We start from the raw sequence: 21,143 nt of genomic DNA, 5'->3' as shown, positions 1-21,143 counted from the left end.
GTCGTCGTCTGGCGGGTCCGGTCGGCGTCGCAACTGATGGAGTTCTGACCAGTCGATCAGGCTCAGACTCTCGTCCTCGTCGTACAGGTGGCAGTGTCGCGAATGCGCGGGCACGTCGGCCCCGTCGCACTTCGCGCACCGCCACTGGCCGACCATGAGGATATGCCGGTACTACGACGCGTCGTAGTACGGCGGCCGCTTCGCCGGCGGGAGCGAGATGCCTTCGGCTTCTGCCTTTGACCTGACGGCTTCCTCGCTGCGCCTCAGACGCACGCTCATCACCCCGACCGGGGTATTACCCGCGGCCAACTCCCGCAGTTGTTGCACGTCGTCATCGGTCCATTCCCGGCCGCTGCCACGGGTCGTTTTCGCCTCAGTCATCGCGCTGCTCCTCTCGCGGCGCCAGACGGTTGCCTTTGGCACCAGTACCCCGCTGGTGCCCGACGCACGCACTGGACCGGTTCCTACAGTGCGAACAACCCTTTGAGCCCGGTGGCGATACCGCCGCCGATGGCCAGCAGCAGCACCAGGAAACGAGCCGTCCGGTCTGGGATCCGGCCGGCCAGCAGCGCCCCGATCCCCGCCCCGGCCAGCAACCCAAACCGGCGGCCAGCCATTCGCCGTCCGCGAGTGGAGGGACGCCGCGGGTGACGAGCGAGAAGACATTGACGACGGCACCATAGAACAGCGCGTTCGGAACGAATTCGCGGATCGTCCAGTTCGCGTTGACGGCGTACAGCGACATCGGCGGACCGCCCAGCCCGGCCGCCGTGTTCATGAACCCACCGGTCGCGCCGGCCGTCAGGGCGCCGGCGAGCCCCTTGAGGGCCGGTACCCGCAGCCCGCTCATCAGCAGCGCGGCCGTCACTGTCACCAGACCGCCCATCACCACGAGCAACACCGGCCCAGGAAGCGCCCGGGAGAACCACGCGCCGACAGGCGCCGTACAGGCTGCCGCGACGAGCAACGGTCCCATCGCCCGCAACCGCACCCGTCGCCACCCCTGCGACAACCCCAGGACACACACGACACCGGCGGCACAGTTCGCAAACGTCACGCCGTCCACCGGCCCCAACACAATCACCAATGCAGGCACCGCAACCAGCGCAAACCCCATCCCCGTGAGCCACTGCACCAATGCGCCCACCAGCACAACCCCACCGAGCAGCAGCACCTCCAACGACACCGCCCGCCCCCTCCTCACACACAACAAAGGCGGAGGATAGCTGTTGTTCGGGCTGGTTTGCGGTCTTCTCACAGGGTTCTAACACCGATTCGGAGTTGGCCCGAAGGTCATGCATTCTGTCTCGCGTGACGACCGCAGACGAATACGCAGTACCGGCAACTGTCGACGGCCCAGGTGGCCCGGATCGGCCGTCTCGCGGGGTCGGCGGATGGCTGTTGCAGCACCGGGTACAGCCGGTCGGGCCCGAGGCGAGCGAGGGACACGCTCCGCAGCAGGCCTGGTGGAAGGTGATGTGCCTGACCGGGGTCGACTACTTCTCGACGCTCTCGTACCTGCCAGGGATCGCAGCCCTTGCCGCCGGCGCTCTCTCGCCCCTCGCGACCCTGCTCATCGTCGCACTGACTCTGCTTGGCATGCTGCCGATGTACCGGCGGGTGGCGAAGGAGAGCCCACACGGTCAGGGCTCGATCGCCATGCTCGAGAACCTGCTGCCGTTCTGGCGCGGGAAGCTGTTCGTCCTTGTCCTGCTGGGCTTCGTGGCGACCTCCTGGATCATCACCATCACGCTCTCTTCGGCCGACGCGACCGTCCACCTGCTCGAAAACCCTTACGCGCCAGGGTTTCTGCATGGTCAAGAGGTCGTAGTCACAGTTGTGCTGCTGCTGATCCTCGGCGGAGTCTTCCTGCTCGGCTTCAGCGAGGCCGTCGGCGTCGCCATCCCCCTCGTGGGCATCTTCCTCATCCTCAACGCCGCCGTCGTGGTCGTCGGCCTGTACGACGTCGTCACGGGCGCCGGCGCGTTCTCCCAGTGGATCGACGCGCTGACCGAGGGCGGTGGCGGGTTCGGTGGAGTCGTCGGACCGGCGATCATCGCGTTCCCGCTCCTCGTCCTCGGGTTGTCCGGATTCGAGACCGGTGTGAGCATGATGCCGCTGGTCGCCTCCGAGGGTGAGGACGCGGAGCAGCGGCTTGCCGATCGGATCCGTAACACCAAGAAGTTGCTCACCGTGGCCGCGCTGATCATGAGCGTCTACCTGCTGGCCACCAGCTTCCTCACGACCGTGCTCATCCCGGCCGACGAGTTCAAGCCGGGCGGAGAGGCCAACGGCCGCGCGATGGCCTACCTCGCCCACGAGCACCTCGGTGAGTTCTTCGGCACCGCCTACGACATCAGCAGCATCCTGATCCTGTGGTTCGCCGGTGCTTCGGCGATGGCCGGACTGATCAACATCGTCCCGCGCTACCTCCCGACCTACGGCATGGCGCCGGAATGGGGCCGCGCAGTACGGCCGGTCGTGCTCGTCTACACCGCGATCAGCGTGGCGATCACCATTGCCTTCGGTGCGGACGTCGATGCGCAAGCGGGCGCGTACGCGACCGGAATCCTGGCCATGATGGTCTCCGGAGCCGTCGCGGTCACCATCTCCGCCGGACACCGCCGGCAGCGGCGCCAGACGATCGCCTTCACCGTGCTCACCCTCGTCCTGCTCTATGCCCTGGTCGAGAACATTCGCGAGAAGCCCGACGGCATCGCCATCTCCGGCCTGTTCATCGCCGGCATCATCGTGGTCTCACTGATCTCGCGCGTCGCCCGCACCACCGAACTGCGCGCCGACCGGATCGAGTTCGACGACACCGCCCGCCGGTTCATCACCGACTCGATCCGCAACGACGGAGCGCTCAACCTGATCGCCAACCGCCGGCAAGGCGGAGACGCGGCCGAGTACTCCGCCAAGGAGGCCGAGGTCCGCGCGATGGACCCCGTGCCCGGGCACGCCGACGTGATGTTCCTGGAGATCGACGTGGTCGACCCCTCCACCTTCAGCGACGTACTGCGCGTCGAAGGCGTCGACGTGGACGGCTACCGCATCCTCCGAGCGCAGAGCCCGGCCGCCCCCAACGCGATCGCCGCGATCCTGCTGACCCTGCGCGACACCACCGGCGTACGGCCGCACTGCCACTTCGAGTGGTCCGAGGGCAACCCGCTGACCCATTTGCTCCGCTACCTCATCCTCGGCCATGGCGACACTGCCCCCGTCGTCCGCGAAATCATCCGCCAGCACGAACCAGACCCCGCCCACCGCCCCGGCATCCACGTCGGCTGATCATGGGAATCGGATTATGGGCGCTGGCCCTCACCCTGGTGCTCGCCGCCTTGGCGTCGGCCCTCCGCTACAAGCTCATCCTGAGCGTGGTACTCCTCTGTGGCGGGCTGGGCCTCGGCATCTGGGCCAGCGAGCAGCTTCCCTAGGATGCCGCGGCGACTCATGGTTCGAAGCGGTAGCCCATGCCTGGTTCGGTCAGTAGGTGCTGGGGGCGGGCAGGGTCGGCTTCGAGCTTCCGGCGGAGCTGTGCCATGTAGAACCGCAGATTGCCGCTGGCTGTCTCGTAGCCGGGGCCCCAGACTTCGGCCAGCAACTGGTTTTGGGACAGCAGCTTGCCCGGATACCGGGCGAACACCTCCAGCAGGTGCCACTCGGTCGGGGTCAGGTGGACGTCGCCGCCAGTTGCCTGCCGCACCCTCTTGGCGGACAGGTCGATCTGGAAGTCACCAATAGAGAAGACTGGCTGATCGGGCACCGCGTTGCTGCGCCGCAGTACTGCGCGCAGCCGCGCCAGCAGCTCGTCGATGCCGAACGGCTTGGTCACATAGTCGTCCGCACCCGCATCGAGCGCCTCGACCTTGTCCGTACTGTCGGTGCGTCCGGACAGGACCAGGATCGGTGCCTGACTCCAGCCGCGCAGCCCGCGGATCACGTCGATCCCGTCGAGGTCGGGTAGCCCCAGATCGAGGATGACCACGTCCGGCGGGTACTGACCGGCCGTCGACAGTGCGGCCGAGCCGCGCGCCGCAGTGTGGACCTCGTACCCTCGCGCCTTCAGGTTGATCTCCAGGGCACGGACGATCTGTGGCTCGTCGTCGACCACCAGGACCCGGGTCATTCGCCCTCCTCCGTTGCCAGTTCGGTCCGCTCCCGGCTACCGGGGACGGGATCGTCATCTGTCCGGCTCGATGCCGTCGGGATCGAGACGACCATCGTGAGTCCTCCGCCCGGCGTGTCCTCCGGCTGCACCGTGCCCTCCATCGCCTCGGTCAGCCCCCGCGCCAGCGCCAGGCCGAGCCCGACCCCCGTCGTGTTGTCGGTGTCGCCCAGTCGTTGGAACGGCGCGAAGACCCGGTCCCGGTCGGGCTTCGGGATCCCCGGTCCGCGGTCGACCACCCTGATCTCCACCAGGTCTCCCAGCGCGCTCGCCGTCACGAGCGGCGGCCGGCCAGGCGGGGAGTACCGCAGGGCATTGGCGACCAGATTCACCAGAACGCGATCGAGCAACGCCGGATCGGCCTGTACCAGCGGCAGCTCCGGTGGAATGTCCACAGTGACCTCACCAGTGGCATCACCCAACTCGGCCAGCGCACCGGGCATGATCTCCTCGAGCGCCACCGGCCGGGGAAAGACGGGCAGTACTCCGGCCTGCAGGCGACTCAGGTCGAGCAGGTTGTCCACCAGTCGCGTCAGCCGGTCCAGCGACTCGTCAGCCGTTTCGAGTAGCTCGTCGCGCTCGTCATCGGTCCACTCGACGTCCGAGCTGCGCAGACTGGTCACCGACGCCTTGGCCGACGCGAGCGGCGAGCGCAGGTCGTGTCCCACCGCTCGGAGTAGCGCAGTACGGAGCTTGTCGGCTTCGGCGAGCGGTTTGGCCTCGGCGGCGGCTTCGCTCAGGCGGGCCTTGTCGACCAGGGCGGCCGCGTGGGCCGCGAAGGCACCGACCAGCCTGCGTTCGTCCGCGGCGAGCTGACGCCCTTGCAGGACCAGCACGAGATCGTCTCGCGCCGGGATCTCCGCGTCACCGTCCTCCGGCCGCCGGCAGGTCGGCGTACCGGCCGAGGCCAGCGGGCGCCAGATCTCGGTCATTTCGTCGTCGACCCGCTCCATCAGGCATGCGCTCGTCATCCCGAAGGCCTCCCGTACGCGCTCGAGCAACGCGGGCAAGGCGGTCTCGCCGCGCAGTACGGAGCCGGCCAGCGTGGCCAGGGTCTCCGATTCCGCCGTGGACCTGGCCGCCTGCCTGGTACGCCGGGCCGCGCGGTCGACCACTGACGAGACCAGGGCCGCGACGCCGACGAAGATGCCGAGGGCAAGTGCGTTGTTCGGCCCGGCGATCGCGAACGTCCTGGTCGGCGGAGTGAAGAAGTAGTTCAGCACCAGGGTGCCCGCGATCGCCATCAGCAGGGCCGGCCAGAGACCGCCGACCAGGGCAACGACGACGACCGCGAAGAGGAACGCGAGCACGTTGCTGGTCAGGTTGAGAGTGTCCCCGCCGAGATCCAGGAGTACGGCCAGCAAGGGCGGGAGGACCACGGCGAGCGCAAAGCCGTAGGCGAGCCGCCGGCGCGACAGGCTCCCCTGCCGCCGTGGCAGGCGGCCGCGGCCGATCTCCGAGTGGGTGACGATGTGGACGTCGATGTCGCCGGAGTCGCGGATGGTGGTCGCGCCGATGCCGGGACCGGTGAGCAAGGCGAGCAGCCGGGACCTCCTGCTGCCGCCGAGCACCAACTGGGTGGCGTTCTCCGCTCGGGCGAACGACAGCAGCGCGTCCGGGATGTTATCGCCGACAACCTGGTGATAGCTGCCGCCAAGGCTCTCCACGAGCTGGCGCTGTTGGGCCAGGGCGGTCGGGTTCGCCCCCGTGAGTCCGTCCGAGCGGGTGATGTGCACGGCGAGCAGATCCCCTGCTGAGGAGCGGGCGGCGATGCGGGCGGCACGCCGGATCAGGGTCTCGCCTTCGGGTCCGCCGGTGAGCGCGACGACAACCCGCTCGCGCGCCTCCCAGGTTGAGTCGATGTCATGTTGCGCACGGTACTGCTGCAGACCCGCATCGACCCGGTCGGCGAGCCAGAGCAGCGCGAGTTCCCGCAGGGCAGAGAGGTTGCCGACGCGGAAGTAGTTGCCCAGGGCAGCGTCGATCTTGTCGGCCGCATAAACGTTGCCGTGGGCCATCCGGCGGCGTAGCGCCTCCGGGGTCATGTCGACCAGCTCGATCTGGTCCGCCGCCCGGACCACCCGGTCGGGCACGGTCTCGCGCTGCGGTACTCCGGTGATCTTCTCGACGACGTCGTTGATCGACTCCAGGTGCTGGATGTTCACCGTGGAGATGACGTCGATGCCCGCGCCGAGCAGTTCGTCGATGTCCTGCCAGCGCTTCTCGTTGCGGCTGCCCGGGATGTTCGTGTGCGCAAGCTCGTCGACCAGGGCGACCTCCGGCCGGCGAGCCAGCAGCGCGTCCAGATCCAGCTCGGTGAAACTCGCGCCGCGATGGTCCAGGATGCGTCTCGGCATCACGTCGAGGCCTGCGAGCATGGCTTCGGTCTGGGGCCGCCCGTGGGTCTCCACGAAGCCGACCACCACATCCGTTCCACGGGCTACTCGCCGCTGCCCCTCACCGAGCATCCTGTACGTCTTACCGACTCCCGGTGCCGCACCGAGGTAGATCCGCAGAAGGCCGCGACCGCTCATGCTCATGATCGTCCCATCAAGGCTCAACTGAGCGCGGCCAGCGCGCTGTTGAGCTTCACCAAGTTGACCGTCGGCTCGCCGAGGAACCCGAGCGTCCGGCCTTCGGTATTGTCCGCGACCAACTGACGCACCTTCGCCACCTCGAGGCCGCGCTCCCGCGCCACCCGCTCGACCTGCAGTTCGGCGTACGCCGGGCTGATGTGCGGGTCGAGCCCGCTGCCGCTGGCGGTCAACGCGTCCGCCGGGACCTGGGACGGATCGACGCCCTCCAGCGTCGCTACCGCCTGACGACGTTCCTCGATCAACGCCAGCAGATCGGCGTTGTTCGGCCCGTACTGCGACGCCGCACTACCCATGGCGTCGTAGTCGATCGCCGACGGCCTGGTCTGGAACCACAACGGGTCCGCCACCATCACCGGCTTGCCGTCAAAGCCGACCTCGGGGTTGCCGTCCTTGACCGCCTGCTTCGTGTACCCCTGGCCGATCAGCGCGGACCCGACGTCCTTGCCGTTCACCTGGACGATGGAACCGTTGGCGTTGTCGTGGAACAGTGCCTGCGCCGCACCGGTCATCGCCAGCGGGTAGACGACTCCCAGCCCGATGGTCAGCACCACCATGGCCCGGATCGCCACCCCGAACTGCCGCACGGAGCCGGGGAGATTGCTAGCCATTGTCGTGAGCCTTTCTGGTCGTCATGGCGGTCAGCGGATTCCGGGGAGCAGGGAGATCAGCAGATCCAGGAGTTTGATACCGACGAAGGGCGTGATCAGTCCGCCGACGCCGTAGATCAGCAGATTGCGCCGCAGCATCGCCGAGGCGGACGACGGCCGGTACCGGACCCCACGCAGAGCCAGCGGCACCAGGGCCACGATCACCAGCGCGTTGAACACGATGGCCGACACGATCGCCGACTCCGGCGAGTGCAGCTGCATGATGTTGAGCTTGTCCAGCCCCGGATAGGCGGTCGCGAACAGGGCCGGCAGGATCGCGAAGTACTTGGCCACGTCGTTCGCGATCGAGAACGTGGTCAGCGATCCGCGGGTGATCAGCAGTTGCTTGCCGATTTCAACGATCTCGATCAGTTTCGTCGGGTTGGAGTCGAGGTCGACCATGTTGCCGGCCTCCTTCGCGGCCGACGTACCGCTGTTCATCGCCACCCCGACGTCGGCCTGCGCGAGCGCCGGAGCGTCGTTGGTCCCGTCGCCGGTCATCGCAACCAGGCGGCCACCCTCCTGCTCCTTCTTGATCAAGGCCATCTTGTCTTCGGGCGTCGCCTCGGCCAGGAAGTCGTCGACGCCGGCCTCCTCGGCGATCGCTTTCGCCGTCAACGGATTGTCGCCGGTGATCATCACCGTCCGGATGCCCATCGCCCGCATCTGGTCGAACCGCTCGCGCATCCCCGGCTTGACCACATCCTTCAGATGGATGACACCCAACGCGCGCGCGGTTCCGTTGTTGCTGTCAGCAACCACCAGCGGAGTACCACCAGAAGCTGAGATGCCATCGACGATCTCGCCCAGCGCGCGATCGCTCCGACCACCCTGCATCGTGATCCAGTTGTTCACCGCACCCGCGGCTCCCTTGCGCACCTGGCGGCCGTCAACGTCGACGCCGCTCATCCGCGTTTGCGCGGTGAACTCGACAAAGGTTGCGTGCGGCAACTCACCAGTGTGCCGCTCCCGCAGCCCGTACTTCGTCTTCGCCAGCACCACGATCGAACGGCCCTCGGGTGTCTCGTCGGCAAGACTGGACAACTGAGCCGCGTCGGCCAGGTCGGTCTCGGTCACCCCGGCGAGCGGGATGAACTCCGCTGCCTGCCGGTTGCCCAACGTGATCGTGCCGGTCTTGTCGAGCAGCAACGTGTTCACATCGCCGGCCGCCTCGACTGCCCGGCCCGACATCGCCAGCACGTTGCGCTGCACCAGCCTGTCCATTCCCGCAATCCCGATGGCCGACAGCAACGCGCCGATCGTGGTCGGGATCAGGCAGACCAGTAACGCCACCAGGACCACAATGCTCAGGTCGGCCTTGGCATAGGCCGCGAAGGTCGGCAGCGTCACCGTGGCGATCAAGAACACGATGGTCAGACTCGCGAGCAGGATGTTCAGCGCGATCTCGTTGGGTGTCTTCTGCCGCGAGGCGCCCTCGACCAGGGCGATCATCCGGTCGATGAAGCTCTCCCCCGGCCTGGTGGTGATCTTCACGACGATCCGATCCGACAGCACCTTCGTACCGCCGGTGACAGCGCTCCGGTCACCACCGGACTCCCGAATGACCGGCGCCGACTCACCAGTGATGGCCGACTCGTCCACACTCGCCACACCCTCGACGACATCACCATCGCCGGGGATGATCTGCCCTGCTTCGACAACCACCAGGTCGCCCAACTGCAGGGCAGTCGCCGGGACCTCTTCCTCGCGGTCTGCAGTCAGCCGGCGGGCGGTGGTCTCGGTCTTCGCCCGGCGCAGCGTGGCGGCCTGCGCCTTGCCCCGGCCCTCGGCCACCGCTTCAGCCAGGTTCGCGAAGATCACGGTCAGCCAGAGCCAGACCACAATCCACCAGACGAACACGCTGGAGTCGGTGACGGCGAGGATCGTCGACGCGACCGCGCCGACCTCGACCACGAACATCACCGGGTTCTTCACCATCACCCGCGGATCGAGCTTGCGCACCGCGTCCGGCAGAGAGGTCAGCAGCATCCTCGGGTCGAACAGCCCCGAGGTCGTCTTCTTGGACGTTACCGCCGCCGTGGTGGCGGGCGGCTTGGTCAGGGTGGTCATGAGGCCCCCTTTCTGGACTGAGGAGCGGAGGGAGCGAAGCGACTGGAGCGACGAGGGAAGAAAGGGAGCCAGGCCTCAGGACCCGCCGCGCGGAGCGTGGCCATGTGCACAGTCACAGTCCCTCCGCGAGTGGGCCGAGTGTGAGTGCAGGGAAGTAGGTCAGGCCGGTGACGATCAGTACGACGCCGACGAGCAGGGCTACGAACAAGGCCTTGTGGGTGGGCAGCGTGCCCTCGTTCACCGGGACAGGTGTCTGCCGCGCGAACGATCCAGCCAGCGCGAGGACCAGGACCATCGGCACGAACCGGCCGAGCAGCATCACGATCCCCAGGATCGTGTTGTAGAAGGATGTGTTGGCGCTCAGGCCGCCGAAGGCGCTGCCGTTGTTGTTACCGGCCGAAGTGAACGCGTACAGCACCTCGGAGAAGCCGTGCGGGCTGCCGGTGTTGAAGATCGACGCCCTCGCCGTCTCCAGACCCATCGCCAAAGATGTGCCGACCAGGACGAGCGTCGGCGTCGCCAGGATGTACAGCGAGACGAGCTTCATCTCCCGCGCGGTGATCTTCTTCCCCAGGTACTCCGGCGTCCGGCCGACCATCAACCCGGCGACGAACACGGCCAGTACTGCGAGCACGAGCATCCCGTACAGCCCCGAACCGGTGCCGCCCGGCGAGACCTCGCCCAACATCATGTGGAAGAGCGCGGCGCCACCACCCAACGGGGTGAAGGAGTCGTGGGCCGAGTTGACCGCTCCGGTCGAAGTACCGGTGGTGGAGGAGGCGAAGAGAGCTGAGGCCCATTCGCCGAAGCGGGTCTCCTTGCCCTCCATGGCTGCGCCGGCCGCGCGGGTCGCAGTACCGGCGCCTTGGGTTTCGAAGTACGTCGCGGCGACGGTGAAGGCGGTCCAAAGGGTCGCCATCACGCCGAGGATCGCGGAGCCCTGCCGCTTGTCCTTGACCATCAGGCCGAAGGTGCGGGTCAGGCAGACCGGGATCACCAGCAGCAGGAAGATCTCGAACAGGTTGGACAGTCCGTTGGGGTTCTCGAACGGGTGCGCGGAGTTGGCGTTGTAGAAGCCGCCACCGTTGGTACCGAGTTCTTTGATCACCTCCTGGCTGGCCACTGGGCCACCCGGGATCGTCTGCGTCTGGCCGACGACCGAGGTGACTTCGTGACCACCGGACAGGTTCTGGACGACGCCCATCGCGACCAGCGCCAAGCCGCCGATGATGGCTATCGGCAACAAGATCCGGAGCAGGGTCCGGATCAGGTCGACCCAGAAGTTGCCGAGCCGGTCCGTCTTCGATCGGGTGAAGCCGCGGATCAGCGCGATCGCCACGGTGATGCCGACGGCCGCCGAGACGAAGTTCTGCACTGCGAGACCGGCGAACTGGACCAGGTGGCCCATCGTCACCTCGGGCGAGTAGGACTGCCAGTTGGTGTTCGCGACGAACGAGGCTGCGGTGTTGAAGGCCAGCCCTTGCTCGACGTTCGGCAGGGCGTTGGAGAACGGCAAGTGGCTCTGTAACCGCTGAAGCAGGTACAGCAAGATCAGGCCGACTGCGGAGAACGCGAGCACCGAGCGTGCATACACCGACCAGGTCTGGTCTGCCTTGGAGTCGACGCCGAGCAGTCTGTAGGTGCCGCGCTCGATCCGGGAGTCCTTGTCCGTGGTGAAGACATGCGCCAGGTAGCCACCCAGCGGCCGGTACGCGACGGCCAGGAGCGCGACGAGAAGGCCGACCTGCAGCAGGCCGGCGGAGGTGTCGGACATCAGAACCTCTCGGGGAAGACCAGCGCTGCGACCAGGTAGAGCACCAGCGCCGCTGCCACCACGAGCCCGGCAATGTTCTCGGCGCTCACAGCTTCTCCACCCCTCGCAACACGAACCAGACGGCCGCGAACGTGGCTACACACAGAGCGAGGTACACAACATCCTTCATGACCGGCCCCAACCCTCAACAAAAGAGCTCATGGGACCACTGCACACCGTCCACTCCCCCGTCAGCAGCCTTCTCGCAGACCTCTCACACCCACCTGCGTACTTCTCACAGCCCTCTCACAGCAACTTGGAACATATCGCCGGCGTATCGAGAACGGCATACACAGCAGCAACACCGCGATGCGTTGACTGGCGGCACGTGTTGCAAGGACACAGATTTCGAAAACTACGTCAGAGGCTGGGGATGGAGATTCGACTGGCGCGCACCACCGACGCCGACTCTGTCAACGAACTGCTCGAGCAATTGGGCTACCTACAGGACGGCCGCGCGAAGACGGCGGCCCGGATCCAGACCTGGGCCGACAACCCGGCCAGTGCCGCCTATGTAGCGGAAGCCGAAGGTCAGCTCCTCGGCCTCGTGGCCGTCCACGTCTACCCGTTCTTCGAACGCGAGGGCGCCTCAGCGCGAATCACCGCCCTGGTCGTCTCAGACCGCGTCCGCGGACAAGGAATCGGCTCCCAACTCGTCGCATCAGCCGAGTCCTTCGCCGCCAGCCAAGGATGCGTCCGCGTAGAGCTCACCAGCTCGAACCACCGCGAAGCCGCCCACAGCTTCTACCAAAGCAACGGCTACACCAACCAAGCCCCCACCTCCTCCCTCTTCCGCCGCGACCTCGCCCCAGGTCTGCCGCGCTGAACTACTGCGACTGCCGTGCGACGACCGCGACCGCACAACCTCCGGATGAGGTCGCGCGACGTCCACCTTGAAAGACGAGGTCAGATCGGCCCCACCGCAGATCTGCCCACCGACCTGCACCTTGGTCCTCATCCCGTCTCAACGCTGATCATCGTCTGCCAACGTCCCACGCATAGGTCCTCGACCCCGCCCACACCGCACTCGTGGACCTTCGGACTCGGCGGCGGCAACACCCTTGCGCAACTTTGGTGCTCGGCCAAGCATCTAAGAAGTGTCTCTAAGGGGGGACCAAGTGAAATTCATCCGAACCATCCACACCATCCGAAGACCTGTCCGTACCGCGTTGACCGTGTTGGCCGTCGCTGCCCTGCCGGTGGGCGCGGTCGCTGTCCCCAGCGCTGCAGGAGCCCACACTGTGGCCGCGTCCAGCACGACCTGTCCCACTGGCTGGGGATCATTGCCGAAGGCAAATACATTCGTCACCGGCGGGATTCTGGCCGCGGTTCGGACCGGGCGCCACGCCTGTTTCGACCGGGTCGTGTTCGACATCGCCGGCAAGTCGCCCGGCTACGGTGCGCGGTACGTGCCGGAGGTCTACCGCGCAGGAGCCGGCCATCTTCTCCCGCTGCGAGGCGGAGCAAAGCTGGAGATCCTGCTCGGCGTCCGCGAGTTCGACGACGACGGCCACTGGGCGTACCAGCCGCCGAATGAAAACGAACTGGCGAACGTGACCGGCTACCGCACCCTCCGCCAGATCGCGTACGCCGGAAGCACCGAGGGCGCCGCCTGGGTCGGAATCGGGCTCCGCGCCCGCCTCCCGTACCGCATCTACACTCTCCCAGGCCCCGGCTCCAACACCCGAGTCGTGGTCGACGTCGCCCACACCTGGTAACACCCACACCCTGGCCTGCCGCGACCAACACGGCAGCCCAGCCCGTCATCAAAGCTCCAGCCGGAACGCCTTGGCTGCCCGGCGGCCGACGGCCCGGCGGGCACGCCACGGGTGGTGGCGTTGCTGCCGGGCCGTCAGTCACTCACGCGGTCTCACTTCCCGTGCAAAGCCCTGCGGCGACGTCCGCGAAATACCAGTACGCCGCCGGCAGCGATGAACAGCAGGCCACCGAGGGCGCCGTACGTGACAGCGTTGCTCGCCCCGGTGGGAGCCAGGTCGCCGGACGTGCTGCTGGCGGGCAGGCGGCCGACGGGTGCGCCGACCTCCGCCTGCGCACGGGTGCCGGTCGTGCCGGAGGCGGAGACAACCGGCGGGGAGGCGGGCGTCGTGGAGGCGGGAGTTGTGGAGGCGGGTGTTGTGGAGGCAGGAGTCGTGGAGGCAGGAGTCATGGGGGCGGGCGTCGTGGGGGCGGGCGTCGTGGGGGCGGGCGTCGGCTTGTCAGGGCCAGCGGTACCCGACGCGGGCTTCAGCTGAAGAGTCGTGATCGAGTACGGCGGCAGCGTCTGTGCGGCCGCCGTGCCCCGCTTCGCCGTCGTCAGGGCGGTGTCTCCCTTGGCATACGAAACGGTCGTGACCTCCCCTGCGGCCGGGGTGAATCCGGCGTACGAGAGCGACACCGACGCCGCGTTCCGCGGGCTCTTGTTGATCAGCATGACGTTCAGACCGCCGGTGCTGCTCCGCACCGCGTGCACAGCAACCGACGAGTTGCCCGAGGACGACTTGACCATGGTGTCGCCAGGCTTCGCCAGTGCGGTCAGCGAGCGGATGCCCCAGTAGGTGGGGAAGGGCGTCTCGCGCGGCGGTTCGCACTTCCCACCAGCGCAGGTTCCAGCGGACAGCACACCCCCGTCCCGGTAGTCGGTCTCGCCGTTGACGGTGGTGGGTGCTTCGCCCGAGCCGTTGTGCAGGTTCCACCAGTCCACGTGGGTGGCGCCCTGCTCGAACCAGGTCATGTAGGTGTCCGGCGCAAACAGAGCTGCGGCCTGGCTGGTCAACGCGGGCGAGCCGACAGCGTCGGTCTCGGTGACGGCGATCTCCACCGAAGCGGCGCGCGAGCCCGCGTAGGTGGAGATCAGCGAGCGCAGCGAGGACGTGACACCGGCGATCCGGGAGGGGGTCTTCAGCAGGTCGGCCGTGGTGGTACCGCCCGGATACCAGTGGACGATGACGAAGTCGATCGACTTTGCCGCGATGGAGAGCACCGTGTGGTTCCAGTCGGCGCTGTCGCCGGGAGCCTTTTCCGCATCTGGCCAGTAGCCGGGGGTGGTGAGCACCGCTCCGATCTTCACCTTCGGGTCCACGGCCTTCATCGCCTTCGCGTAGGCGATCAGGTTCTTCGCGTACTCCTTCGGGCTCTTGTCGGCGTGCGTGTCAGTTTCCCAGCCCTTGCCGTTGCCGTAGTGCCCGTTGCCGTAGACCTCGTTGCCGATCTCCCAGTACTTCACGCCGTAACCTTTGTCGACGTTGGCGTACTTGACCCAGTCGGCAGCCTCCTGGGGGGTGCCGGAACCGTAGTTCGCGGTCAGGATCGGCTGGGCGCCGACCCTCTTCGCGATGGCCATGAAGTGGTCGAAGTCGGTGTTGGACGGGATCCAGCCGGAGCCGTCGCCGTAGGTGTGGGTCTTCCAGTGGTAGTCGTCCGCGCCGGAGCCGCCGGGATAGCGCAGCTGGCGAACTCCCGCGGCCTTCATCAGAGATATCGCCTTGGCGTTCCCCATGTGCTCGTCGCCGTAGCCCGTGTTGAGGCCGACACCACTGCTGGGCATCGTGCCCAGGGAGGTACCGGCATCCACACTGATGCCGACGGTCGGTCCGGCGCCTGCGCTGGGCGCCAGGGCGCCGACACCGGCCGAGGCGGCGAGCACCGCCGCCGTCCCCACGACGAAATGCCGGAGCATCCGGCCACGGCGGGGCGCGCCATCCCAAAACATCGGCTGCTCGGCGGATCTCGGGTTGTCTGGTGACACGTACTGCTCCGATCGGGTGTTGATGCCGAGGGCGTAGCGCCGCTGACCACGGCTCGCCCTCGTCGGTCACCCCTCAGTTGCCACCCAGAGCAGAAAGGTTGCCCTCTTAATTACTTTTCGCCGAGACACGGTCGCACCGTCTCACCGGACCCCGTGACCCGGTGCCACGTGACTCGGTGCCACCCGGGAGCGCCTTCTTCCCAGGCAACGCCTCCACCGCTTGAGCCAGCTCGAAGTCCACCGGCCCAGCCAGCCCCACCATCACACCACCACCGCAGGCCCGCAGCACCCGTCGCGCCCGGCGACCCACCTGACAATCGCCGCGAAGGCGTAGTACGTGACGATCACCGCGAGATAGCTGCCCTGGTCGTCCCTTGTACACCACGGCCAGCGGAAACCCGAGCCGCCGGGGCCGCCGCTGCACAGCGTCCAACCGCCGCCCCAAGGTTCTCACGCCCCCACCGGACGATCCCCACCCCGGATCCGCCGGGAGGCCGCGGTGGCGATCCCGATTGCCTCTGGTGGTTGTCCTTCCTGGTAGTGCCGGGCAGTCTCTGTTGTGGCGCGTGCGACAGGTGACTCCGAACTGTGCTCACCGAGTTCGCGTCCTAGCGAACAGCATGGAGGATCGTCATGGCCCGGGAGATCATCAGTACTGCGAATGCGCCCACGTCCCCGCTGTACAGTCAGGGAATCAAGGCCGGACCTCACGTGTTCGTCTCGGGCACGGTCGGCATCGACCCGGGCACGGGCAGCCTCGTCGGAGCTGCGATTCAAGACCAGACAAGGCAGGCGATGGCCAACTGCCAGGCTGTTCTCCAAGCCGGCGGCGCAAGTCTGGACGACGTCGTCGAGGTCGGTGTACTGCTCACACATCCCGCCGACTTCGCCGGCATGAACGAGGAGTATGCGCGGTGGTTTCCGTCCAACCCGCCGACTCGGTACGTCGCCAAGCTTGGTGTCGACCTGCCCGGCCTGCTCGTCTCGATCCGGATGACCGCTTTCGTCGGCTGACGGCACCCGGCCACCTCCCGCACGCAAGGGAACTACGCCGGGTGCGGTGGTGGTTAGGGTGGTGGGCGTGAGTGGGGGATTCGAGGGGTGCCGCCGGGGGCTCTCGACGTGTTGCTGCAGCTCGAGGGGGAGCCTTCGCTAGAGGTTCGGCGGCGGTACAGGCAGGACCGGGAGGACACAGTAGCCGTCGAGCTCGATGCCGGTGATGGGGTTGCCGCCGGCGAAGGAGTACCGGTTTACAGTCCACGGGTCCGTGCCGAGGGCCATGTCTTTCAGGGCGCCGTCGTAGTTGTCGCGAGACAGGAACCGGTTCGCCGCCCAAGTGGACCGCACCATGAAAATCGTCGGCCCGACACGCACCGTGATCTGGGTCAACACCCAGATCACCCGGACCGGCCAGGCCCGCCTCGGTCCAGCTCGCGGACCAGCGCAACAGCGGGTCTGACCGAACCCGACCGGCACCTCGATGTCGGGGAACCAGAAATCACACTGCGCGATCTCACCGGCGACATAGCTGGTCCGCGACGCCGGGTCCGGCGGCAGATATACCGGCCGCAACTGCGCCACCCGGCCACTCAACGTCCGGATCGAGTACGGCCATCCGATCCGCTCGCCGATCACCGTCGCCGGCATCGTCGGGGACGCTCGCAGCAACTCCCGGATCCGCGGCTCGAACCCATCCACCACCGAACCCGCCGGCCGACGCCGATACCGCGGCGGCTCATCGCTGGCCAACGCAGCCTTCACCGTGTTCCTCGAGATCGCCAGCACCCGCGCGATCTCCGAGATCGACACACCCTCCGACCGATACAACCGCCGGATCTCAGCCCAGTCCTCCACGCCTAACACCTGCTCGCTCCCCGGCTCGGTTCAAGCCAGGATCTCTCCGGGAAGCTGGTCAATCGTCAGTTGCCGCCCACTGATCAGTTTTCAGCTGCCGTCGACAGCCCGGCAAGCGCCAACTTCGTTCTGTGGGCTCACCTCCAGGAGTACCTGACGGTCATCCCGAGTTTGAGCCGGCCCTTGCCGACGGCGTCTCTCAACGTCTCGAAAAGGTCGGGGCTCCGTCACCGTCGCCTTGCTCGTGTCCGGTCTGCAGGCGCAGGCCTTGCGGACTCGGCCAATCGTCAGCGCCTTCGGCCGCTGCCGGCCTCAAGGGCTGGCGTAGCCAGTCAGGTCAGTCAGCTCCGCAGCTGAACAACGTCCTGCCCGCGGGAGTCGCCAGCAACGAGCAGCCTCCGCCGCGGATCAAGCGGGACGGTCGGCGTGTGAAGGAACTCCCTGGCCGCCGTACGCCGACCAGCAAGGTCTTCCAGCTGGCAGATGGCCGGACGGAGGCCGAGCTGTCCAGCGACCCGATCCACTTCCAGGCCTCCAACGGCACGCTGCGGCCGATCGACACCACGGTGAAGGCGAGCCGGGCGTCGGGATTCAGCCTCGCCAACGAGTCCAACAGCTTCCGGAGCTTCTTCGGGACCCGCGTCGACGAACTGGTGAAGTTCGACCTGGGCGGTCACGGGATGACCCTGGGCATGGCGACCACGAAGGCGCTGACGCCGTCGGCGGCCGGGGACACGGTCACCTGTCCGGATATGTTCGGTGATGCGGATCTGGTCTATCAGGTCGGGCCGGATCAGCTGAAGGAGAGCATCGCTCTGGAGTCGGCGCCGGCTGGTCCGACGTACCGGTTCAGCTTGAAGCCGACCGGGGTGAAGGCCGTGGAACAGTCGGACGGCTCGATCGCCTTCCACCCGGCCAGTGGCTTTCCAAGACCGCCGGCGGGGTCGGAACTGACTGGCCAAGCTCTCGGAGCAACCGATCGCCTTCAGCGCGGCGATGCGCTTGATCTGTGTATCGCCGCTCGCCGAGTGACCAGATGGCGGATCGCGATTGGTTGGAGGGCAGTTCGGTCGTTGGGCGCTGCGGTTCCGGCCGACGAAGCGTGAGTGGTTGCCCCGGGAATACGACATAACCGGAACAAGTCCTCTGCGCCAGTAAACTCCACGACGAACTCACCGCAGCCAAGCAGGCAGTCGAATTCGAGATCCAGTACGACGCCCACGGCCCCGCCCGCCAGTGCGGTCAGACACCTCGCAGCCCCGCAACCGGTACGCCGCGCAACCTGGTCCGAAGGCCACATCGAAGCCTGGGCACGAGACACCGGCACAGGGGCCGGTACGCCAAGTTCCGCGACACCACCGGGCTGGTTAGCCTCGTCCTGGGACGAAGTCCGGCCCCGCAAAGACACGACACGATAGCGAAACGGCCGGTCAGCAACTGCCCCCGTCTCACGTCCGTCCACGAACGCGCCCTACGGTAACGGTCGCAATGAGTTCTCAATCAGCATCTCCGAGGCCCTGCACACCGCTTCGTCGATCGTTCGATAACTGCTCAGCCAGGCCCCCACGGTCCAACCTCAGAATCTCAGGACACAGTGCCGATACTGTGGGACAGTAACTCCAAATCGACGAAGATCTCCGCGACCTGCCCATCGGCATTTAGCCCGAGCCAGACTTCATAGGCTCCGTCGCCCATGCCGCATTCGTAGATGATGGCATTAGCCCCGGTGGCTTGATCTTCGATCAAAACATAAAGATCGCGCAGGATTACATCGGAAACCTCGTCCCACCAGTCGTCATTATCCTGCCGCGCGGTAAGCCACTCTTTCGCGGAAAAGTCGAAGAAGCTCGCCGTTCCACTGTCCACCGCGAAGCCGAGCGCCACACCTTGATCGGACTCCGACGGAAAAGCGGGCCTCCATTGAGTAATCGGATCATTCGTGATACGAACCTTGGAGGCGCACACCTTGCTCCGCGGAATAACACCGGAAGCGGGCGGCTGACGCCAGACCGACACCAGGAGAGAAACCGGGTAGCTGCCGGGCGGTACAGTCGCCGCTACAGCATCCGATTCCTCCAGCGGATTGACCGACCAAGCAGGATCGGCAGCGACAACCCTGCCGGTTGGAAAATGCACCTCACCCGCAGAAATGATCTCTGTTTCACTTTGCGATCCGCTTGACCAAGCGTACCGGTCTCCCGCGCGAAACGGAAAATCATAACCTGTCACGGTTTACCTTCCCTGGCCCACATAGATAGATCACGGAGAGTCGGAAACATACGGGTCTCCGGATTCACCGTTACTGCTCCGCCAATATATCTGGACGCCCTTGGTACTGCGGCGTCGCGACTATGGATCGTAGACCGAAGACACCCCGTAGTAAATTGCCTGTCCTGCCGCGAGGCGACGGGAGATATTATTCTCCACCTCTTTCATGTCGCTCATGTTGCGCCCACCTCGAGCAGCTCGTTCTGTACCGAGTCGCCACTGAGAAGGAAGAGCAGGCCGACGACCCCGGGCAATACGCCCCGCAGCGCGCGCGAGCCGCGGCGGCGGTCTTCGCCGCTCCCTCCGCAGCTAACCTTGGCGGCGACCTGGTTCGATTCCTTCCTAGTCCATCCCTCGCAATGGCCCGAACTTCGAAGATGAACGCACGTCACCGTCATCTTCATGCCATTGACAATGGGTCGCCGTCACATGATCCGGGCCACCATTGATCAGGAAAATATTTCCGTGAACCGGAACCCGAAGACCGAATTCGGCCACTCTTGGATCGGTGACGGCCACGATTTCTTCAACAGAGAAATTGCCGTAGTGGACAGCGATCTGCGTCCATTCGACATTGCTAAACAGCAGGTCGATTCGCTTAGGACTGCCGCTAGCATCAATGCTCCTAAAGAGCAGTTGGGAGTAGCTCACGGCATAGTGCCAGAGGCGAAATTCCCGCGCCCACGCAATATATATTTCCATCTCATCCTTCGGAGGGAGCCCGGGAGCGGGATATCAACCGCATTGCCCTCGCGGTAGGAAGGTAATACTACTCCAATCCCGATACCCTCTGAGGACCGAGTCGCCGACGATCTTCATCTCACGCTCCGCTCTGAACCAGTTGTTTCCGCCGCCGCGCCAACGACGTCTTCAACCCGCCGGTCTTCGCCGCCCAGGTCGACCGCACCATGAAAATCGTCGGCCCGACGCGCACCGTGATCTGGGTCAACACCCAGATCGCCCGGACCGGGCCAGCCTGCATCCGTCCAGCTCGCGGACCAGCGCAACAGCGCCTGGGTCAACTCTCAGTCCGACGCCCAGAAGAAGCACCCCAACCTGCGCATCGTCCGCTGGGCCGAGCACAAGGCCGCCAAACCAACGCCCTTGACTCAGTACCTCCGCGAAGGCGTCCACACCACGGTCCCCTTCGGCCAGAACGCCCGCACCGAACTCATCGTCCAAGCCCTCGCCGCAGCCCAAGCGGCTTAGCCGAAGGCCCACGACTGGGCGGGACCGGCGGAGGGCGACGCGAGGCGTTCGGCTCGGGGCCATGGGTGCCTACTCTTGGTCCGCGCGACGCAGGAGCGCAATGCCGGGTGGGTGGGAGCGTCGAGTGGTGAGCGACGGAGGAGCGAGCGGCGAGGCAGCGTGGGGACTTCCCTTGGCTACTTGAGTTCGGCGGAGGTCTTCCCCAGCAACTTGCGGGCGATGATGAGTTGCTGGATTTGTTGGGTGCCTTCGAAGATGTCGAGGATCTTCCCGGTACAGGCGAGGGCAGACGGCCACCAACCGCCGATCTGCCCTCTGACCTGCGGTTTTGTCGTCACCTGTTCTCAAGGGCGATCATCGTTTGCCAACGTCCCACGGAGCAGTGACGGAGCTAGGCCGTGGTGCCTAGACACAGACAGACGGTGCTTTGCAACCTCGCCCCTGCCGAGCGCGAATCACGAGCTGTCAACCGGCTCCGTCGCCGCTGGCCTCAAAGCCGGCCGATCCCGAAGCTAGATCGACAGAGATCTGTCTGAGAGCCGCTGCCCTCAGGGATCAACGACTCTCTGCGTGACGGGCCTCATCATGGAGCCGACCTGAGCGTAGTGCGGAAGCTCAAACGCTCCACCACTACCCATTGTGACAATTTCGGTTCATAGTGGGTCTAACGGGCACATAATGTGACCGTGGGTGAGCAATGATCCGCCAGGTGATTGGTCGTCGTATTCGGCTTGGCGGGGAGCAAGGGCGAAACCGGCACCCGACCGACCAA

Annotated in this window: 19 protein-coding genes and 1 pseudogene; 6 read left to right on the top strand and 14 right to left on the bottom strand. The window is 66.2% G+C overall.

Annotated elements, in window-relative coordinates; translation table 11 throughout:
- Window positions 1-171: 171 nt before the first annotated feature.
- The gene (locus AB0F51_RS15410; protein WP_360279804.1) at window positions 172-381 is read right to left on the bottom strand and encodes a hypothetical protein; all 210 of its coding nucleotides are present in this window, start codon (window positions 379-381) and stop codon (window positions 172-174) included.
- Window positions 374-1,186, bottom strand: coding sequence for a sulfite exporter TauE/SafE family protein (locus tag AB0F51_RS15405; RefSeq protein WP_360279802.1), 813 nt, complete (start codon window positions 1,184-1,186; stop codon window positions 374-376). Before AB0F51_RS15405 ends, AB0F51_RS15410 begins: the two co-directional genes overlap by 8 nt.
- Before the next feature lie 125 nt (window positions 1,187-1,311).
- On the opposite strand from AB0F51_RS15405, the gene AB0F51_RS15400 reads away from it, so the two are divergent.
- Both AB0F51_RS15400 and AB0F51_RS15395 read left to right on the top strand, forming a co-directional pair.
- Complete coding sequence (locus tag AB0F51_RS15400; protein WP_360279799.1) at window positions 1,312-3,291, top strand: amino acid transporter; 1,980 nt, start codon at window positions 1,312-1,314, stop codon at window positions 3,289-3,291.
- 2 nt (window positions 3,292-3,293) lie between these two features.
- Window positions 3,294-3,437, top strand: a complete 144-nt coding sequence (locus tag AB0F51_RS15395; RefSeq protein ID WP_360279796.1) for a hypothetical protein — start codon at window positions 3,294-3,296, stop codon at window positions 3,435-3,437.
- Between the two features lie 14 nt (window positions 3,438-3,451).
- Here AB0F51_RS15395 and AB0F51_RS15390 read toward each other — a convergent pair whose 3' ends face one another.
- From AB0F51_RS15390 to kdpF, 6 genes are all read right to left on the bottom strand, one after another.
- On the bottom strand, window positions 3,452-4,129 hold the full coding sequence (locus AB0F51_RS15390) for a response regulator (RefSeq protein ID WP_360279793.1): 678 nt from the start codon (window positions 4,127-4,129) through the stop codon (window positions 3,452-3,454).
- Window positions 4,126-6,702, bottom strand: a complete 2,577-nt coding sequence (locus tag AB0F51_RS15385; RefSeq protein WP_360279790.1) for a DUF4118 domain-containing protein — start codon at window positions 6,700-6,702, stop codon at window positions 4,126-4,128. The genes AB0F51_RS15390 and AB0F51_RS15385 overlap by 4 nt, the downstream gene beginning before the upstream one ends.
- Window positions 6,703-6,725: 23 nt before the next feature.
- A complete protein-coding gene (gene kdpC, locus AB0F51_RS15380; RefSeq protein ID WP_360279787.1) occupies window positions 6,726-7,373 on the bottom strand; it encodes a K(+)-transporting ATPase subunit C in 648 nt (215 codons plus the stop codon).
- A 30-nt stretch (window positions 7,374-7,403) separates the two neighbouring features.
- Window positions 7,404-9,482, bottom strand: a complete 2,079-nt coding sequence (kdpB, locus tag AB0F51_RS15375; protein WP_360279784.1) for a potassium-transporting ATPase subunit KdpB — start codon at window positions 9,480-9,482, stop codon at window positions 7,404-7,406.
- A 112-nt stretch (window positions 9,483-9,594) separates the two neighbouring features.
- Window positions 9,595-11,256, bottom strand: a complete 1,662-nt coding sequence (gene kdpA, locus AB0F51_RS15370) for a potassium-transporting ATPase subunit KdpA (protein ID WP_360279781.1) — start codon at window positions 11,254-11,256, stop codon at window positions 9,595-9,597.
- A complete protein-coding gene (gene kdpF / locus AB0F51_RS15365; RefSeq protein WP_360279779.1) occupies window positions 11,256-11,345 on the bottom strand; it encodes a K(+)-transporting ATPase subunit F in 90 nt (29 codons plus the stop codon). The genes kdpA and kdpF overlap by 1 nt, the downstream gene beginning before the upstream one ends.
- A gap of 323 nt (window positions 11,346-11,668) precedes the next feature.
- Between kdpF and AB0F51_RS15360 the strand changes: the two genes are divergently transcribed.
- Both AB0F51_RS15360 and AB0F51_RS15355 read left to right on the top strand, forming a co-directional pair.
- A complete protein-coding gene (locus AB0F51_RS15360) occupies window positions 11,669-12,121 on the top strand; it encodes a GNAT family N-acetyltransferase (RefSeq protein WP_360279776.1) in 453 nt (150 codons plus the stop codon).
- Between the two features lie 292 nt (window positions 12,122-12,413).
- Complete coding sequence (locus AB0F51_RS15355; protein ID WP_360279773.1) at window positions 12,414-13,013, top strand: hypothetical protein; 600 nt, start codon at window positions 12,414-12,416, stop codon at window positions 13,011-13,013.
- 152 nt (window positions 13,014-13,165) lie between these two features.
- On the opposite strand, the gene AB0F51_RS15350 is transcribed toward AB0F51_RS15355, so the two are convergent.
- Window positions 13,166-15,004: a hypothetical protein gene (locus AB0F51_RS15350; RefSeq protein WP_360279770.1), complete on the bottom strand. Its 1,839-nt coding sequence runs from the start codon at window positions 15,002-15,004 to the stop codon at window positions 13,166-13,168.
- A gap of 669 nt (window positions 15,005-15,673) precedes the next feature.
- On the opposite strand from AB0F51_RS15350, the gene AB0F51_RS15345 reads away from it, so the two are divergent.
- Window positions 15,674-16,054: a Rid family hydrolase gene (locus AB0F51_RS15345; RefSeq protein ID WP_360279767.1), complete on the top strand. Its 381-nt coding sequence runs from the start codon at window positions 15,674-15,676 to the stop codon at window positions 16,052-16,054.
- Between the two features lie 435 nt (window positions 16,055-16,489).
- Here AB0F51_RS15345 and AB0F51_RS15340 read toward each other — a convergent pair.
- Window positions 16,490-16,903: pseudogene (locus tag AB0F51_RS15340) on the bottom strand (IS21 family transposase); the annotation flags it as partial.
- A 419-nt stretch (window positions 16,904-17,322) separates the two neighbouring features.
- On the opposite strand from AB0F51_RS15340, the gene AB0F51_RS15335 reads away from it, so the two are divergent.
- Window positions 17,323-18,000: a hypothetical protein gene (locus AB0F51_RS15335; RefSeq protein WP_360279764.1), complete on the top strand. Its 678-nt coding sequence runs from the start codon at window positions 17,323-17,325 to the stop codon at window positions 17,998-18,000.
- Between the two features lie 478 nt (window positions 18,001-18,478).
- Here the strand turns inward: AB0F51_RS15335 and AB0F51_RS15330 are convergent, their stop codons facing one another.
- From AB0F51_RS15330 to AB0F51_RS15315, 4 genes are all read right to left on the bottom strand, one after another.
- Entirely contained in the window at window positions 18,479-19,123 is a 645-nt protein-coding gene (locus tag AB0F51_RS15330) for a DUF4241 domain-containing protein (RefSeq protein WP_360279762.1), read from the bottom strand.
- Window positions 19,124-19,504: 381 nt separating this feature from the next.
- Entirely contained in the window at window positions 19,505-19,813 is a 309-nt protein-coding gene (locus AB0F51_RS15325) for a hypothetical protein (protein WP_360279759.1), read from the bottom strand.
- Window positions 19,814-19,982: 169 nt separating this feature from the next.
- On the bottom strand, window positions 19,983-20,144 hold the full coding sequence (locus tag AB0F51_RS15320; protein ID WP_360279756.1) for a hypothetical protein: 162 nt from the start codon (window positions 20,142-20,144) through the stop codon (window positions 19,983-19,985).
- A gap of 403 nt (window positions 20,145-20,547) precedes the next feature.
- Window positions 20,548-20,709, bottom strand: a complete 162-nt coding sequence (locus AB0F51_RS15315; protein ID WP_360281570.1) for a hypothetical protein — start codon at window positions 20,707-20,709, stop codon at window positions 20,548-20,550.
- Between the last annotated feature and the right edge of the window lie 434 nt (window positions 20,710-21,143).

This window comes from Kribbella sp. NPDC023855, from assembly GCF_040639475.1.
GTDB lineage: Bacteria > Actinomycetota > Actinomycetes > Propionibacteriales > Kribbellaceae > Kribbella.
This window is presented reverse-complemented; position numbering and strand designations above follow the sequence as displayed.